Genomic DNA, 16,125 nt, shown 5'->3' with positions numbered 1-16,125 from the left:
CTCCAATCATTATTTGGTCGTCTCGATCGCTCTGCGGCGACTAGAGTTCGAGGATCAATCGCCCGCTTTTCGCGCGCGAGCAGCAGGTCATCATGCGGGTTTGCGTGTCCCGCTCGGCGCGCGTGAGCACCACGTCGCGGTGGTCGATCTCGCCCGCCAGCACGCGCACCTCGCACGAGCCGCACAAGCCTTCTTCGCAATCGGTCTGCACGTCGATGTTCGCGCGGCGCAGCGCGTCGAGCACGGTCTGGTCCGCACCCACGTTGAGCACGAGCCCCGAGTCTTTCAACTCAACTTCGAACGCCTCTTCCTGCGAGGGGTCGAGCTTGCCGCCTGTCGCGGCGAAATGCTCCACGCGCAGCGCATCCTCGGGCCACGCCTCGCGGCAGGCTTCGAGCGATTCGAGCATGCGCGCGGGGCCGCATGCGTAGACGCGCGTTTGTTCGTCGACGTGCAGCGCGGCGAAATCGTTGCGCGTGCCTTCTTCCGAGACGTGCAGATGCAGGCGCTCGCCATGCAGCTGCGCGAGTTCGTCGACGAGCGCCATCGTCTTGCGCGAGCGCCCGCTATAGTGCAATTCGTAGTCGATGCCCAGCTCGCGCGCGCGGCGCGCCATGGCGCTCACCGGCGTGATGCCGATGCCGCCCGCAATGAAGATCGCGCGCCGCCCTGCTTCGTCGAGCCGGAAGTGATTGCGCGGGCCGCGAATCTTCAGACTCATGCCTGCGCGCAACGCGTCGTGCACCCACGCAGAACCGCCGCGGCTTTGCGTTTCGCGCAGCACGGCGATCTCGAACGCACCCGTGTCGGCGGGGTCCGAGCACAGCGAGTACTGGCGCGAGATGCCGGTGTCGCCGCACTCCACGTCGATATGCGCGCCCGGCGCCCAGCGCGGCAGCGCGCCGCCGTCCGGCGCGACGAGACGCAAACGGACGATGCCTTCGGCCACGGCGTCCACACGTTCGACCACCATAGGCCGCGAAAGCGCGTGCGCCGATGGCTCGCCAATGCGCACCGCCACCTGCGCGCCGAGCAGCGCCGGATTCGCGCGCTCCGGATTTTGCGCCGGGTCCCATTCCACCAACACATGCTCGGGACCCCGGAACGACGTGTTCGGTACATAGGTGAACGTCTGCTCGGCCAGACGCATGTGCGGCAAGCGGCGTGTGAACTCTTCGAGGAAGATCTGCATCTCCATGCGCGCGAGGTTCTTGCCCATGCACTGGTGCGAGCCATAGCCGAAGGTGACATGGTCGCTTGCGTTGTCGCGGCGAATGTCGAACAGGTCGGCATCGGCAAAATGGTGTTCGTCGTGATTCGCCGAGGACGTCACGATGAGCAGCTTCGAACCCGCCGGAATGTCGATGCCGCCAATCTGCACGTCCTTCGTCGCGAGGCGCCGCCAGGCCGCCACCGAGCCGTTGTGGCGCAGGCACTCCTCCACCGCGTTCGGAATCAGGCTCGGGGCCTCGCAGATCTCGCGCCACGCGTGCGGGTGCTGCAGCAGCAGCTTCATTGCGTTCGCCGTGGCGTTGGCCGTGGTCTCGTGCGCGGCCACGATGCCGGCCATCATCATCGAATGCAAATAGGAATCCGTGACGACTTCGGGATGCGCCTTCTGCTTGCGGATGCCATATTGCATCCAGCCCGGGCCATCCGGGTTCTGGCGCATCTTGTCGAGCACCTTGCCCGCGAACTGCCAGAAGTTGCCCACCGCGTGTGCGACTTCGACCTGCTCTTCGGGGCGCGGCCGGCCCCATGTATTGACCGTGTGCGCAATCGAGTACCTGCGCAGCAGGTCCATGTCCTCTTCGGGCACGCCCAGAAAATGCAGCGCCACGGTGAGCGGCACTTCCCAGAGCATCTGGTCCACGAGGTCGGCGCGCCCTGCGTCGATGAAGCGGTCCACGTACTCGCGCGTGAGGCGCCGCACCATTGGTTCGTGGTGCTTGAGATGTTCGGGCGTGAACGGCTCCATCAGCGCGCGGCGGCGCGGCATGTGGGCAGGCTCGTCCTCGTTCACCAGCGTGCGGTTCATGGCGTAGCCGTACGACTCCAGCACCGCGTTCGCCTCGGGACCGGTGGGCGTGATCTTTTCGAGCGCGATGGAGGGTGAGAATGTGAGGTTGTCGCGAAAGATCGCCTTGATGTCGTCGTAGCGCGTGACCACCCAGTAACCAAGCTGAGGGCTATAGAACACGGACTCCTGCTCGCGCGCCCAGCGCACGTATTCGGGCGGGTCCTGCTGGTAGCCGTCGCTGAACGGGTCGAATGCCGCGGCATTGGCGCTGACCGGGCAGCGCGGCGCGGCGTTTGCGTCGTGACTCGCTGCGTGGGGGAACGGGCAGCGGCCCGCCGACGGGGAAGGTGTCTCGCTCATAGGCCTCTCCTGCATGCTGCGTGCATTACGTTTTGCGTAACTCTAGTACGCATTGCGTAATTGCGAGATAGGGGTTAACGTGCAAGCACCTCAGGCACCACGCCGCCCCTACGCGCCCTAAAATCCGCGTGAATCCAACCGATACCCCAGCGTCCCCGTCCAGCATGGAAAGCAGGAAAACCACCCCCCGCCGCCCCGCGGCCAAAGTCGCCGAAGCGTCGACGTCCCCCAAAGTCGCGAGAAAGACGAAGGCCGTAGCCGCACCGCGCGAGCGCCGCCAGCGCGTGCAATCCGCGCAAACGGGCATGGCCGTGCTCAAGGGTCTTGCGCGCCTGGGCGGCCGCGCGAGCCTCTCGGGGCTCGCCGCCTGCGTGGGCGAGAGCCCCGCGAAGGTGCATCGCTATCTCGTGAGCCTGATCGAGGAAGGCCTCGTCGCGCAGGACACCGCCACCCAGCAGTATCTGCTCGGCGTCGAGGCGATGATGATCGGCGTGGCCGCCATGCGCCAGGCCGATCCGGTGCGCATTGCGGAACCCGCGCTCGTGCGCCTGCGCGAGACGCTCGAAGTGACGTCGTTCGTCGCGGTGATGGGCAACAAGGGGCCCACGATCATCCGTTTCGAGGAGCCGGGGCTGCCGGTGACCGTCAACGTGCGGGTGGGTTCGGTGATGTCGCTGCTATGGTCGTCCACGGGCCGCGTGTTTCTCGGCCTGCTCGACGACACGCGCGTGCTCGCGCAAGCGCAGGAAGAACTCGCGCATGCCGAGGCTTCGTTGCGCGCGCAACTGAATGCGAGCGATCCGATCGGCACGTTGCGGCGCGACGTGCAGGCGGCGCGCTGCGCGAGCGTGCGCGACACGAATCTCAAGGGCATCAGCGCCGTGTCGGCGCCGCTCTTCGATCACACCGGCAAGCTCTGCGGCGTGCTCACGGCGCTGGGCGCCACGGGCGGCTTCGACGCCACGCCCGAGGGCCCGAACGGGCGCGCCGTACGCCGCGAAGCGGACGCCGTGAGCGCCCTCCTCGGCTACGTGGCGCGCGGCGCTTAACGCTTCGTCAGCGTGGTCGGCGCGGGGGCAACCGGCTTCGTTGGTGCCCGGTTCAAAAACTGACCGGGCTTTTCTTTTTTCTGCACGATGTTAGCGAGGCACTGTCTGTGCGTCCGCGTCAGTCAGGGTATCCAGGAACGCCACCACGTCGCGGATATCCGAGTCTGACCAGACCGGTTTGCCGCCCAGGTGATTCGTCAGCGGCTCCGTCTTGGTATCCACATTACTGCGCAGATTCTTCGGCAGGTCGTCAAACTTCACGACGTGGCCGTGCGCGTCTTTCGAATACCACTTCTCCGGGTTCGTGTCGCGCTCGACATAGAAGCGTAACGAATCTTCAAGCGTATGGTACATGCCATTGTGAAAGAAGACGCGTCGCGTGGCGACGTTGCGAAGCGTGGGCGTGCGGAACATCCCGCAGAACCACTTCTGCTGCTTCGCCTCGTCTTGACGCAGCGGCCCACATAACCCCATGTCGAAGAAATTCGGATCGTGGTTGGCCGGAATATCCATGTTGCGTGGCACACCCAGCGTCTGAAAGTTGTAATCCGTCAATGCCGGATGCGCGCCGTGAGCGCCTTTGTTGATCAGGTGACAGCTTGCACAGTTGCCCTTGTCCGGGTCGCTGAACAGCTTCAATCCGTGCGCTTCCTGTGGCGTGAAATGATCCTTGCCGTCGAGCACGCGGTCGAACTTGCTGGAATACGGCGCGAACGAAGAATCATTGAACTGGAATGCCTGCAATACCTTTCCAAGGTCCGCCAGCGCCTGCGTCGGTCGCGAGAAAATGTCCTGGCCGAATGCTTCCCGGAACTGCTGTGCGTAGGCGCTTTTGCTCAGCTTCTGCGCCACGTCATCCGCGCTGCTGTTTGCCATTTCATCCGGATTGAGCAGGGGAAATGCAGCCTGATCCGCGGGGGAGTTGTAGCGTCCATCCCACGTGTATCCGCCGATGGGCTGATTATCTCCGTCCTCGAGACGCTCTTTCAGGCTATTTGCCTGCGTGAACGTCCAGTAAGGCACAGCACGCAAATAGCGCAGCGACGGCGCCGAGCGCAGTCCGGCTCGATCGAGGTTTGGACCACCCAACTGGACTGCCAGGCCGTTCGGCGGCCCATAGGCATTCGCAGGACTGTGACAGGAGGCGCATGACTGCTTGCCGGAAGCCGACAGCGACGGATCGAAGAACGCCGCCTTGCCGATAGCTGCCAGATCAGGCGCACGGTCTTTGACCGTGGCTGCTTGAGCGTCCGGTGCATGTTGGTCGCATGCGGAAAGCAGGCAAATGCAAAGGGCCGTTGCGAGAACAGCCCTTAAAGGAAATTGGCGCATGACGGATCAAGAAAAGAGCCCGGTTCAAACCGGGAACCGGGCTTAGACAACAAAGTACTTGTGAGACCGCCAGGGATTAGCGGTTATCGATGTTGGCCGACGTGAAGATCGGCTTGAGCGATGCATCATCAGCGTAGCCGAGATACGAGCCCATGCCGAAGTTGTCTTCGAGCGAACGCAGCATCGCGTAGTGGTTGTAGCCCGTACTATCCACGTGACCGCCCTTGATGAACGGCGACAGCAGAAGCGTACCAATCTGATCGCCACCGACTCCGAGGTAGTTCAACGCAATCGACACGCTCTGCACGGATGCAGGCAGCGTCGCCGGGTTGATACCGAGCAGGGCTGCTTGAGCCACCGGCAGCGTGGACATCGTGACCTGTTCCGGACGCGTCACGTTCGGACCCGTTTGCTGGTTGCAGCCAGGGCACTGGTTGCCCATCTCCGGCTCCAGCAGGGAAAGCGTCGTGCCATCTGCACTGACCGCCGTTGTCGGCGTGAGTCCTGTCACGACGCCTTCGTCCGTGGTGATGATGATCAGGCCGTCCTGCTTGTAGGCGGGCGAAGCCTGGATCAGCGGGATCGTGTTCTTCAGGAACGCGTCGATCGAAGCCAAACCACCAGGCTGACCGTTTTTGCAGCCCTTGCCCGCAGCGCCCGTACCGTCACCATCATGACCATCGTCACACAGGTTCGGCGTGATGAAGGAGAAGTTCGGCGTCGTGGCAATCGACTGAAGATCCGTGGCCAGGTCGTCTTGCAGGTTGACCACGTGCGCGTCGCAGTTCGCCAGATCATCGATGGTCGAATGGAAATACGGGAACGGATTATGGCGCGTTGCGTACTCATCGCCCGCCACGTCACCCGAAGCAGAAGGAGCCTGCGCGGCCTGCGTGCCGTCCACAGCCTTCGTCGGGTCGGTGCCCGCGAGCTGCGCGGTACGGCGCGGGAACGAACAGGTTCTCGTGCCGTCACGGTTCAGGTCGTTGCCCATGTCCTCGTTGTAGCTGCGCCACGTGAGCCTGGCTTGTTCCATCTGGTTGCCAATATGCTGCACGCGAGCCGGGAACACGCAGCCGCCGCTCTGGTGGCCGTTTACGTCCGTCCCTGCCTTGAGAACTTTGGGGTTCGCCGAGTCGTTGCCGGCATCCACGATATCAGACCACACCTGGAAGCAGTCCGTTTCGGTGTCGTGCGTCGACGGCTGACCCGACACCATCGATATGTAATTGTCGAGCGAAACGTGGCCGGTGCCGTAGTAGTTCGAGAGGAACGTGCCCTGCGGCATCAGCGATTTTAGGTACGGGTCCTGGTTCGAATCCGAGGCCGTCGTGCCGTACGTCGATTCCGCGCTCTTGTTTTCGAGCACGATAACCCAGACGTGCTTGATCGCCTTGCTCGAAGCGACGGTTGCAATGTACTGGTCGCTCGCTGCCTTCACCACGGCGTTGCCGTTGGTGTTGAAGTCGCCCAGCAGGGTGTCCGGCGTCGTGCCGATCTTGTTCGCCAGTTGCGTTTGAGCATCCGACTGCGACAGGCCGCTGTCCATCAGTTGCGAAAGCTGCGTGGTGATCGCGCTGACGGAACTGACGCCGCGCGGCGAACGGAACGTAGCCGTGCTGTTGAACGCCGTGCCCATGTTCTTGGCCGATGCGTCGTTCTCCGTGGCGCCGCTCAGGTCGGCAACGATGTACTTCCACGACCCATTGCTCGTATCGGAGATCGAGAACTTGCCCTGGGCATCCGAGCGCGCGACCGGCTCGCCCGGGTCGCACTTGCCATTGTTGTTCACATCCAGGCAGACCGCCGCATTCTGGATATAGCTGCCGAGCACCTGACCGGTGACCTTCGGTCCGCCGTCCGAACCGTTGCTTCCGCAACCAGATAACCCCGCCATTACGCCGATGCTCGCCAGCATCGCGAGCGCCCCCCTGCGCGACTGTATTTTCTTCACAACTGTCCCTCGTTATAAGTCGGACCACCCGACGGATTTTGACTCGCGGAAAGTCTATGTAAGTTGTGTTACACACTTGTTAAGGAGCTGTTAGGCAATTAGATACATGTGAAAATGACTGCGTTTTACGGCCGCATGTTCAAAAACCGCTCCAGATAACCATGCTTGCGCACACAACTAACAGGTGCGCGGGGCGACACGCCACTATGACGATTCCCGGCCCATCGCTGTGCAACCGGCTATCATGTGAATTCAAACGGTAGATGGAACGAATCAATCACATGGCCTCCCCACAGGAAAACGTCAGCATGGCGGTGTTCTGCGACTTCGAGAACGTCGCGCTCGGCGTGCGCGACGCGAAGATCGACCGCTTCGATATCAAGCCCGTGCTGGAGCGGCTCTTGCTCAAGGGCAGCATCGTCGTGAAGAAGGCCTATTGCGACTGGGAGCGCTACAAGGGCTTCAAGGCCGCGATGCACGAAGCGAGCTTCGAGCTGATCGAAATTCCCCACGTGCGCCAGTCGGGGAAGAATTCGGCCGATATCCGCCTCGTCGTGGATGCGCTCGATCTCTGCTACACGAAGTCGCACGTGGACACGTTCGTAATCGTGAGCGGCGACTCCGACTTTTCGCCGCTCGTCTCGAAGCTGCGCGAAAACGCCAAGAAGGTGATCGGCGTGGGCGTGAAGGACTCCACCTCCGACCTGCTCGTTGCCAATTGCGACGAATTCATCTTCTATGACGATCTGGTGCGCGACCTCGTGCGCGATCAGCAGACGCATGGCAAGGGCAAGAGCAAGGACGCCGGCGGCGCGAAGCGCCAGGGCGGCGAGGAGCGCCAGCCCAAGCAGGACGGCGACGAGCGCAAGTCGAAAGCCGTCGCCTTTGCGATCGAAACGCTCGACGCCCTCGTGCTGGAGCGTGGCGAAAGCGGCAAGATCTGGGCTTCCGTGCTCAAGAGCGCCATCAAGCGCCGCCGGCCTGACTTCAACGAAACGCGCTACGGCTTCCGCGCGTTTGGCAATCTGCTCGAAGAGGCGCAGTCGCGCGGCCTGCTCGAAGTGGGCCGCGACGACAAGTCGGGTACGTGGGTGTCACGGCTGAACCCGCCCCCGCTCGCGGCTGCCGCCGCCAGTGTGTCAGCGCCGGAAAACACGGCGGCGCGTGCCGAGGAGCCGCGCGGCAGGCGCAAGGGCCGCCGCAATGGGCGTGGAAGCGGCGCGGCCGACGTGCGCGAAGCGGCAGTCGAGCAACCGGTCGAGACGCAAGGCGAGATTCCGTTCGAGCCGGTCGAAGCGCTCGCGCACGCAGCGCATCGGCACGACGCCGCGCCGCCCTTCTCCGCCGAGCCATTCGACGCGAACGGGAGCACCCGCGCGCCGCAAGAGGCATACGAGGCGCCCGAACAGGCCACCAATGTCGAGACCGCCGCGCCCGCCCCCGCGCGAGCGCGCAAGACGGCGGCTCGCAAGAGCCCCGCGCGCAAGAGGACATCGAAGAAAGCAGCCGAGACGCCGGCCAGCGCCGCGGACGAACCGGCGAGCGAGGCCGCAGCGCCGGCCGAGCCCGCTGCAAAGAAAGCACCGTCGCGTGCGCGCCGCGCGCGCAGCAAGGCCACTGCGGAAGAAAGCTGAATATTGCGCCACGCGCGCCGCTCGCCGTGGGCGGCGCGCGGCGCATCGGTCAATCGCCGAACGGATTCGCGGGGCGCTTGCCCTTCGCAGGCGGCGCTTCCTCACTCGCGGGCGTGGTATCGCCGAAAGGATCCTGCTTGCCCGACGGTCTAGCCGCTCCAAACGGCTTCGCGGCCTGCGCCGGTTTCGATCCGCCGAACGGATCGTGTGCGTCGGCCGCCTCGTCGGCATCGTCCTCCACGGCTTCATCCTGTGCCTGTGGGAGGTTGTATTCGGACCGCACCTGCTCCAGCACGCGCGCCACGCTCGCTTCGAAGCCAGCCGCGTTATGAAAGTGCTGCATCGTCCAGTTGCAGCCGCTGCGGTCGGGCTCCTGCAACTGCGGGCGCGGCACGCCGATCTTCACGCCGTCGTCGACCACTTCCTGGAGCTTGTGGATGCGCCGGTGCACTTCCTCCTGCAGCCGCGAAGCATTGAGCGTCTTGCGCAACATTGCAAACCTCCTTTCCTGTACGCGTCACGTCGCGCGAGTCTAGCGCAGTGGCGCGCTCGCGTCGCTACGTCGCCGGCGCATTCATGTGCGCGAGCGCGTCGCGCATCGAATCGCTCGGCACCACGAGCTGCCCCGTGAACGGCGTATCGAGGTCGGCGATCACATAGACCGCCGACGAAATCGACACCGCGCCGAGCACGATCAGCACGATCGCCAGCGCGTTACGCGGCGCGACGAGCCCGAAGCTCAGGAAGATCAGGATCAGCCAGAGCGCGAGCATCGTGAAGAACGGCCGCGAAATCGTGCCATGCGCCTCTTCGATGAGACGCCAGCGCGTATCGGTCACGCGGTCGAACATCTGCGAGAGCGGGCTCACGAGCGCCTGGTGGTAGGCGTCGTGTGGCGCGAGCGTTTCGATTTCATGCCCTACCGAGTCGAGCAGCGCGCCGAGTGGCCGGCTTTCGAGTTCGTCGTTGCCGACGCCCGGATCATGCGGATAGTAGTTGCCCGACGGCGGCTTTTCCTGCGCCCAGGTCGAGGCGATGGCGCTTGCCGTATAGGCGCGCAGCAAGGTGCGCGCCGCGGCCGCGTCGGGACCGTATTCGCGCAGGCGTTGATCGAGCTGGATCAGGTTGGCGGCGTAGGCGCGCATGTCGTTGGTCGCCGTATCGAAGCTCGATTTCGCCGACGCGGTGAGCAGGCTCAGCACGAGCGCCGCAAAGGTCACCAGCATGCCGATCACGAGTTGCACGAGCTGCACGGTTTCATGCTTGCGATGCTCCTCGGGCAACAACGGTCGCAACAGCACGCCGAGGCCCGTGCCCCCGAGCAATAGCGCGAACACGAGCAAGGCCTGCTGAATTTCGGTCATGGCGACGGCCTCCGTTCATCGGCGGCGGCGTTTTCCACCTGTGCGGCGGTGTCGGGGCGCGCCTTTGCAGGCTCTGTGTACGCTTCGGCGCCGCCGACGCTCAATGCGTCGATGCGCGTATGAATCGCCTTTGCCTGCGTCTCGCCCGGCACGAGATCCGGATGCGCCCGCGGTACGGCGAGCTTCCACGCGGTGTCCAGTTCGCGCTTGATCGAATCGTAGATCTCCTTCGAAATGGAGCGGTCCTCATACATGGCCTGCACGCGTTCGCGCCCTTCCCGCAGCGCGTAGAGCAGCAGCATGCGCCGCTCGAGCACGTCCGAAGCCTGGCCGAAGCAATGGCGCACGTCCGCAAGCCCATGCTCGGCCGTCGCGATGCGCGCCCTGAGTATCGTCTTGAGCAGCGCCGCGAGACGCTCGCCCAGCAACGGCGTGAGGCTTCGGTCGTTGAAGACGATCAGCTGATGCAGCACGACCCGGCGGCACATCAGGAGTTCGAATCGATCGGCGAGCGCGTCGCCATACGGCTGCCGCACGCGTAGCCAGCGATAAAGCAATCGTGCGACGCGCATCTCAATCGTATCCGCCAGTATTTTTGCGGCGGCGCGCTGATAACCGAGGCGCCCGCCTACGCGCGCCTCTTCGATCATGGCGTCGGTGTTGCGCATCATGGCGTCGAGATTGCGGATCGTGATGATGCCGCTGCCATACTGCGGAATGAGGTCGCGCTCCTTCGCCGCGAGCGTGACGAGGCCGATCACAAGACGCTCACGGTCGGAGAGCGCCGCTTCGAAATCGAATGCAGTCGCGCTCATGTCGACGCTGCGCCGGAACGTATGGCAGGCCTGGTCGGCGATCGCATCGGGAATGTGAAAGGTGCGTGCCGCCATATGCACGCGTTCGGAGACGCCGATCGACGAAAGCTGCACCGCCTTCTGCTGCAGCGCCTGCTCCTGCGGCGAAAGCAGATCGAGGTGCAGCCGCCGGATCAGCAGTTTGAGCGACGTGCCGTTCACGATCAGGCTCACGAGCACGAAGCCAGTCGCGAGAATCGCGACGAAGCGGCGCGTGGAATCGGGCAGCGCCGTGTCCTGCGCGAGGCCGAGCGCGAGCACGAGCGTCACCGCGCCGCGCAGTCCGCCCCACGCGATCACGAGCTCGTAGGCGGCGCTCACGGGCTCGGTGAGCCGCATTCGGCTCAGTAGCGGCAGCATGCCGAACACCACGACGACGCGCGCCGCGAACGCCGCCACCACCACGACGGCGAGCGCAACGAGATCGATCCACTGCGCGTTACGCAGCGTCGCGGGAATCTGCATGGCCGCGAGCAGAAAGATCGCAGCGCCCGCCATGGCCGCGATCTGTTCCCAGATCAGTTGCAGATGCTTCCAGTTGACAGGCGACAGGCGCGTGCTTCCCAGACCGCTAATGACGAGCCCGGCCGCAACCACGGCCACCACGCCCGAGACGTGCAACGTCTGGTCGGCGAGGAGATAGAGCGGATACGGCAGCGCGAAACTGAGCGAGATTTCAGCTTTACCCTCGCCGCCCAGCGCCGGCAGGAGCCACGCGAACGCGCGCCCGGCCAGCGCGCCAACCAGCAGCCCACCGCCAAGCGCGATGCCGAGCGTGCGCAGCGCGGCCGTTGCCGAGACATTGGCGGCGTCTCCCGTGATCGCGGCGATCAGCACGCTGGCAATCGCAATCGCGGCTGCGTCGTTGAGCAGGCTCTCGCCTTCCACGAGGCGCACGAGCCGCTCGGGCGCGCCCACTTCACGAAACACGGCGAGCACGGCGGAAGGGTCGGTCGTCGCGATCATCGCGCCGAGCAGGAGGCCGTCGACGAGCGGACCGAGACCTGTGAGCCGGATCGCGCCGCCCACCATGCCGGTCGTAACGAACACGGCCACCACGGCAAGCAGCAGAATGGGCGCCGAGTCGCCGAGCATCTCGCGCACGTTCACGCTGAGCGCGGCCTGGAACAGCAGCGGCGGCAGGAAAATCCACAGGTAAGCCTCGGGCGGCAGCCGAGGCGCAAGCGCAGGCATCACGAAGTTAGCGGCGAGCGTGGGCCAGGCCTCGCCGCTCACGAGATAGATGCCGCCCAGCGTGAAACCCCACGCGGCGAGCAGGACCGATTCGGAAATCGACCAGCGCAGGCTCACCGCCTGGACGAGGGCGATACTCGCCAACAGAAAGCCGCTCAGGAGAAGGACGTGGATGACCATGGCGTGCAACCGTCACGGCGCCGGCAGCCACACCACCGTCAACGACCTCACCCCTTGTGCCCCCTGGATCAGCACGCCTTCGATATCGGCCGTCGCGGACGGCCCCGTGACGAGCGCAGCGTAGCGCGCGCTGAGAAAATCGTCGCGCCGGTATGCGTCCTGCAGCCCTGCCACCAGTTGCGCGGGATCGAGCAGCACCACGAGATGCTGCACGATATAGCCGAGCGCGTTCACCACGTACTCGCGCTCGCTCAGCCACAGCGACCCCGTTTCCGCCACGCCGAAGCGCGCGCGCACGACACCCACGTCGACGTCTTCGAGCGAGGCCGGCTTCGTGGCGGCGCTGATCTCGCGCGTGCCCTGCACCTCTGGCGTGGCCGACGCGATACGCGCCTCGCTGCCAAAACGGCGCAAGATCATGGCGCGCACGTCGGCCGCGCTTTGCACCTGCGTCTCGCTGCCGCCCATCAGTTTGAGCGCGGCGCCAAAGCGCTCGCGCAGATCTCCCGCGGGCGCTTCGAACAGCGGCACCTCGGGCAACGGTTCGTGCGCTGGCTGCGCGGCGCGCACGCGCGCGAGGAACGCCTCACGATCCGCCATCGCCGCCTCCCTTGCGGTTTTTCCGGTACCACGTGTGGAACGTGGTATGCGGCACATGCGGCAGATCGCGCTGTTTGCCCCAAATATTGAGCGGGTTGTAGAGCATGAAGTTCGGCAAGCGCCGCAACGCGCCCTCGAGCGACTTCACCGTGCCGCGATAAAGCGTCGGACTGCCGAGCAATCGGCCAGCCATCTTCAGCACTTCCTGCTTCACGAACGGCACTTCGTGCTGTGCCGCGATGACCTGCCGCCACTGGTAAATCTGCTCGTGAATATTGATCTTCACGGGGCACACATTCGTGCAACTGCCGTTGAGCGTCGAAGCGAACGGCAACGCGCTGAAGCGTTTGAGGTCGAAGGTCGGATTGATGATCGCGCCTATTGGCCCCGCATAGGTGCTGCCGTACGAGAGGCCGCCGCTGCGCCGGTACACGGGACAGGTATTCATGCACGCGCCGCAGCGAATGCATTTGAGCGAATACCAGAACTCGGGCATGGCGAGCCGCTCGGACCGGCCGTTGTCGACGAGCACGAAATGCATTTCCGCACCGGGCCGCGGCGCGCGGAAATGCGAGGTGTATTGCGTGATCGGCGAGCCGAGCGCGCTGCGCGAGAGCATACGCACGAATACGCCGAGATCGGACAGGCGCGGAATCAGCTTCTCGATGCCCATTGAGACGATGTGCAGCGGCGGCACGTTGGCGGAAAGGTCCGCGTTGCCCTCGTTGGTGCACACCACCACCGTGCCCGTTTCGGCCACCGCGAAATTGCACCCGGTCATGCCCGCCGTTTTCTCGCGCACGAACCACGGCCGCGTGTTCATACGCTGGCTTTCCGCCAGATAGTGAATGTCGTTGTTGTGCGGATCCGTGCCGATGGTGCGGCCGAACACTTCGGCCACGTCGTCGCGCAGCTTGTGCACGGCGGGCACGACGATATGGCTGGGCGGCTGCTTGTCGAGCTGCTGGATGCGCTCGCCAAGGTCGGTTTCCATCACCGAAATGCCGCGCGACTCCAGGTACGGGCGCATTTCGCACTCGTCGGTGAGCATCGACTTGCTCTTCACGAGCGCCGTCATGCCGCGCTCGCTCAGGATGCGATAAACGATTTCGTTGTGTTCCTCGGCCGTATCCGCGAAATGGACCTGCACGCCATTGGCTTGCGCCGTGCGCGTGAAATGGTCGAGGTAGTCGGCGAGATGCGAAAGTGTATGCGCCTTGATTTGCGAGGCGAGCGTGCGCAGCATTTCCCATTCGGGAATGGCGTGCGCCTGGGCGTCGCGCTTCGAGCGCAAGTCCCACAGACGCTTGTCGTGGAAGGCGACGTGCTCCGGCCGAGAGAGAAACGTGCCAGCGAGCTTCGCGTGTTCGACTCGCTTCATTCGCGCGCTCCGTTGAGCACCTGGGCAATATGGATGAAGCGGATGTCCGCGCTCATGCGCTCGGCGCAGCCCTGCTGGTGCATGAGGCAGGACATGTCGGCAGAAACGATGTATTGTGCGCCCGCGCTCACGTGATCGACCACCTTGTCCTGTCCCATGCGCACCGACACCGCTTCTTCGGTCACGGCGAACGTGCCGCCGAAGCCGCAGCATTCGTCGGGACGCGCCGGCTTCACGAACTCGATGCCCTTCACATGTTCGAGCAGTGCGAGCGGCTTCGAGAATGTCGGACCCGCGATTTCCGAAACGGAAGCTTCCTGCAAATGGCGCAGCGCGCTGCAGCTATTGTGCAAACCCACGCGCCACGGAAATTCGGCCCAGGGGAATTCGCGCGCGCCCAGCACGTCATGCAGGAACTCGACGAGCTCATAGGTGCTCTCGCGCACCTTGCGCACGGCGTCGGTCTGCTCGATCGCGGTGAAGTGGTCGCGCACGTGATTCACGCAGCTCGCCGAAGGCCCGACGATATAGTCGTAGCCCGCGAAGGCGCGCGCAAACACCCGCTCCGCGCCGGCTGCCTCGGCCTGCGCGCCGCTGTTGGCCATGGGCTGGCCGCAGCAGGTTTGTTCGAGCGGATAGTCGACCTCGCAGCCGAACCGCTCCAGCAGTTCCAGTGTGGCGATTGCGACTTCGGGGTAGAACGCGTCGATGAAGCAAGGGACGAACAAGGCAACTTTCATGCGCGGGCTCACACGAAAAGCGGACCCGAACATTCTACTGCCGAACGGCGCGGGCGTCGCGCGAAGCGTGTACGCGCTGCGGGTTGCCGCGGCGCATCATGCTGCGCCGCGGCTTTTCGCTCAAAAGTTATGGCGAATGCCCGCGATCACGGCAAGCTGCTTGTCGGTGTTCGAATTCACGAGGTTCGGGATCTGCGCCAGGTTCTGCGTCGCCCCGCTCGCGGCATCGATCCCAAGACCGGCCCCCGACGACTTCTGGCCGATCGCCACCGCATAAACCGCCGTGCGCTTGGAGAGGCTGTACACCGCGCCCAGATTGATCTGGTGAAGCCGCGTGGACGAGCCGCCGTCCGGATGCGCGTCGTTGAAGATATAGGCGAAGCCGAACTGCAGCGCGGGCGAGTATTGCCACGACGTATTCAGCTCGGCAATATCGAACGAGACGTCCGCGCCCTGCGGCCGCGCCGCATCCGCGAAATAGAGACTCTGCGAGAGACGCGTATGCGTATAGCTGAGCGCCACGCTGACCTTGTCGAACGCGTACGAGCCGCCCGCGCCGAAAATACTCACGCGCTGGGCATTCTGAAGTTCGCAGTACGATGCACTCGGATTGCTGCAACTGAAGTCACCGATATAGCCGGCTTCTCCGCCCAGCGCTGCCTGCAGCGGATTGCGCAACTCGAGGTAACCGGCAGAAAGCGAAAGCGGCCCGTTGGCGTAATTCGCAGCCACCGACCAGCCGCGGTTCTGCGAGAAGTTCCCCGCCACGCCGCCAAAACTGAACAGGCCGCCTAGCGTGAAGCCGCCGAAACTGGGACTCATGTATTTGATCGAGTTATTGAAGTTGAACGCTTCGTTGAGATTGTCCACGTCGCCCAAGTGCGAGCCATAGAGCGTCGCCCAGTTGTTGCTCGACACATAAGCGCCCAGATCGTCGGAAAACGGATCGTACTGGCGGCCCAGCGTGAGCGTGCCGTAGCGGCTGTTCGCAACGCCCACCCAGGCGTTGCGATTGAAGAGCGTACCGCCCTGCAATAGCGCGCCGTTCTGCGAGAAGAAGCTGTTTTCGAGCGTGAAGTTGACGCTCGTGCCGCCGCCAATGTCTTCGCTGCCCGTGAGGCCCCAGCGCGACGGCACGAGGTTGCCGCCGCCCAGCTGCCAGTTCGCGTGGCCGCTCGTGCTGCCGTCTGCGTGCGTGGTCTGCTGGTTGGTCGAATAAATGAGGCCCGCGTCCACCGTGCCGTAGAGCGTGACTGAAGATTGCGCGTGTGCGCTAATCGCGAGGGCGCACGAAGCCAGCGCCAGCGCCGTGCGCTTGACGATATTTGCCATGTCGTTGTCTGTTCGAAAAGAGGTGGGCCCCTGCGCTGCATGCACGTGCGCGGCCGGAGCGCGGCGCCGGAGATCGCGCCACACTCGTCAGGAACTGCGTGAATCGGGGGCTTCGCGCGAAGCGCGTCCCG

Annotated in this window: 11 protein-coding genes and 1 pseudogene; 2 read left to right on the top strand and 10 right to left on the bottom strand. The window is 64.4% G+C overall.

Features of this window, described 5'->3' with window-relative positions; translation table 11 throughout:
- Nucleotides 1-40 precede the first annotated feature (40 nt).
- Nucleotides 41-2,380 (bottom strand): cytochrome P450/oxidoreductase, encoded by a 2,340-nt coding sequence (locus tag M3I56_RS23895; protein ID WP_254356114.1) that lies wholly within the window; start codon nt 2,378-2,380, stop codon nt 41-43.
- Between the two features lie 164 nt (nt 2,381-2,544).
- On the opposite strand from M3I56_RS23895, the gene M3I56_RS23890 reads away from it, so the two are divergent.
- Complete coding sequence (locus M3I56_RS23890) at nt 2,545-3,429, top strand: IclR family transcriptional regulator (protein WP_254356113.1); 885 nt, start codon at nt 2,545-2,547, stop codon at nt 3,427-3,429.
- A gap of 90 nt (nt 3,430-3,519) precedes the next feature.
- Here M3I56_RS23890 and M3I56_RS23885 read toward each other — a convergent pair whose 3' ends face one another.
- Together M3I56_RS23885 and M3I56_RS23880 are read right to left on the bottom strand one after the other, a co-directional pair.
- A complete protein-coding gene (locus tag M3I56_RS23885) occupies nt 3,520-4,761 on the bottom strand; it encodes a cytochrome-c peroxidase (protein WP_254356112.1) in 1,242 nt (413 codons plus the stop codon).
- A 76-nt stretch (nt 4,762-4,837) separates the two neighbouring features.
- Nucleotides 4,838-6,715, bottom strand: a complete 1,878-nt coding sequence (locus M3I56_RS23880) for an alkaline phosphatase family protein (RefSeq protein WP_254356111.1) — start codon at nt 6,713-6,715, stop codon at nt 4,838-4,840.
- A gap of 281 nt (nt 6,716-6,996) precedes the next feature.
- Here M3I56_RS23880 and M3I56_RS23875 point away from each other — a divergent pair, with 281 nt between their 5' ends.
- Entirely contained in the window at nt 6,997-8,349 is a 1,353-nt protein-coding gene (locus tag M3I56_RS23875; protein WP_254356110.1) for an NYN domain-containing protein, read from the top strand.
- Nucleotides 8,350-8,611: 262 nt separating this feature from the next.
- Here M3I56_RS23875 and M3I56_RS23870 read toward each other — a convergent pair.
- The 7 genes and pseudogenes from M3I56_RS23870 to M3I56_RS23840 all read right to left on the bottom strand — a co-directional run.
- Nucleotides 8,612-8,842 (bottom strand): annotated as a pseudogene (locus M3I56_RS23870) (hypothetical protein); the annotation flags it as partial.
- A 64-nt stretch (nt 8,843-8,906) separates the two neighbouring features.
- Nucleotides 8,907-9,713, bottom strand: coding sequence for a hypothetical protein (locus tag M3I56_RS23865; RefSeq protein WP_254356109.1), 807 nt, complete (start codon nt 9,711-9,713; stop codon nt 8,907-8,909).
- Entirely contained in the window at nt 9,710-11,941 is a 2,232-nt protein-coding gene (locus M3I56_RS23860) for a sodium:proton antiporter (RefSeq protein WP_254356108.1), read from the bottom strand. The genes M3I56_RS23865 and M3I56_RS23860 overlap by 4 nt, the downstream gene beginning before the upstream one ends.
- 12 nt (nt 11,942-11,953) lie before the next feature.
- Nucleotides 11,954-12,541, bottom strand: a complete 588-nt coding sequence (locus M3I56_RS23855; protein WP_254356107.1) for an LUD domain-containing protein — start codon at nt 12,539-12,541, stop codon at nt 11,954-11,956.
- Nucleotides 12,528-13,922: a lactate utilization protein B gene (locus tag M3I56_RS23850; protein ID WP_254356106.1), complete on the bottom strand. Its 1,395-nt coding sequence runs from the start codon at nt 13,920-13,922 to the stop codon at nt 12,528-12,530. Before M3I56_RS23850 ends, M3I56_RS23855 begins: the two co-directional genes overlap by 14 nt.
- On the bottom strand, nt 13,919-14,662 hold the full coding sequence (locus M3I56_RS23845; protein ID WP_254356105.1) for a (Fe-S)-binding protein: 744 nt from the start codon (nt 14,660-14,662) through the stop codon (nt 13,919-13,921). Before M3I56_RS23845 ends, M3I56_RS23850 begins: the two co-directional genes overlap by 4 nt.
- A 120-nt stretch (nt 14,663-14,782) precedes the next feature.
- Nucleotides 14,783-15,994: a porin gene (locus M3I56_RS23840; protein WP_254356104.1), complete on the bottom strand. Its 1,212-nt coding sequence runs from the start codon at nt 15,992-15,994 to the stop codon at nt 14,783-14,785.
- Between the last annotated feature and the right edge of the window lie 131 nt (nt 15,995-16,125).

Source organism: Paraburkholderia sp. CNPSo 3281, assembly GCF_024206515.1.
GTDB lineage: Bacteria > Pseudomonadota > Gammaproteobacteria > Burkholderiales > Burkholderiaceae > Paraburkholderia > Paraburkholderia nodosa.
This window is presented reverse-complemented; position numbering and strand designations above follow the sequence as displayed.

Coding starts and splice junctions, on each gene's coding strand:
- M3I56_RS23895 (WP_254356114.1), bottom strand. CDS start 2,380: ATGAGCGAGACACCTTCCCCGTCGGCGGGCCGCTGCCCGTTCCCCCAC.
- M3I56_RS23890 (WP_254356113.1), top strand. CDS start 2,545: ATGGAAAGCAGGAAAACCACCCCCCGCCGCCCCGCGGCCAAAGTCGCC.
- M3I56_RS23885 (WP_254356112.1), bottom strand. CDS start 4,761: ATGCGCCAATTTCCTTTAAGGGCTGTTCTCGCAACGGCCCTTTGCATT.
- M3I56_RS23875 (WP_254356110.1), top strand. CDS start 6,997: ATGGCCTCCCCACAGGAAAACGTCAGCATGGCGGTGTTCTGCGACTTC.
- M3I56_RS23865 (WP_254356109.1), bottom strand. CDS start 9,713: ATGACCGAAATTCAGCAGGCCTTGCTCGTGTTCGCGCTATTGCTCGGG.
- M3I56_RS23860 (WP_254356108.1), bottom strand. CDS start 11,941: ATGGTCATCCACGTCCTTCTCCTGAGCGGCTTTCTGTTGGCGAGTATC.
- M3I56_RS23855 (WP_254356107.1), bottom strand. CDS start 12,541: ATGGCGGATCGTGAGGCGTTCCTCGCGCGCGTGCGCGCCGCGCAGCCA.
- M3I56_RS23850 (WP_254356106.1), bottom strand. CDS start 13,922: ATGAAGCGAGTCGAACACGCGAAGCTCGCTGGCACGTTTCTCTCTCGG.
- M3I56_RS23845 (WP_254356105.1), bottom strand. CDS start 14,662: ATGAAAGTTGCCTTGTTCGTCCCTTGCTTCATCGACGCGTTCTACCCC.
- M3I56_RS23840 (WP_254356104.1), bottom strand. CDS start 15,994: ATGGCAAATATCGTCAAGCGCACGGCGCTGGCGCTGGCTTCGTGCGCC.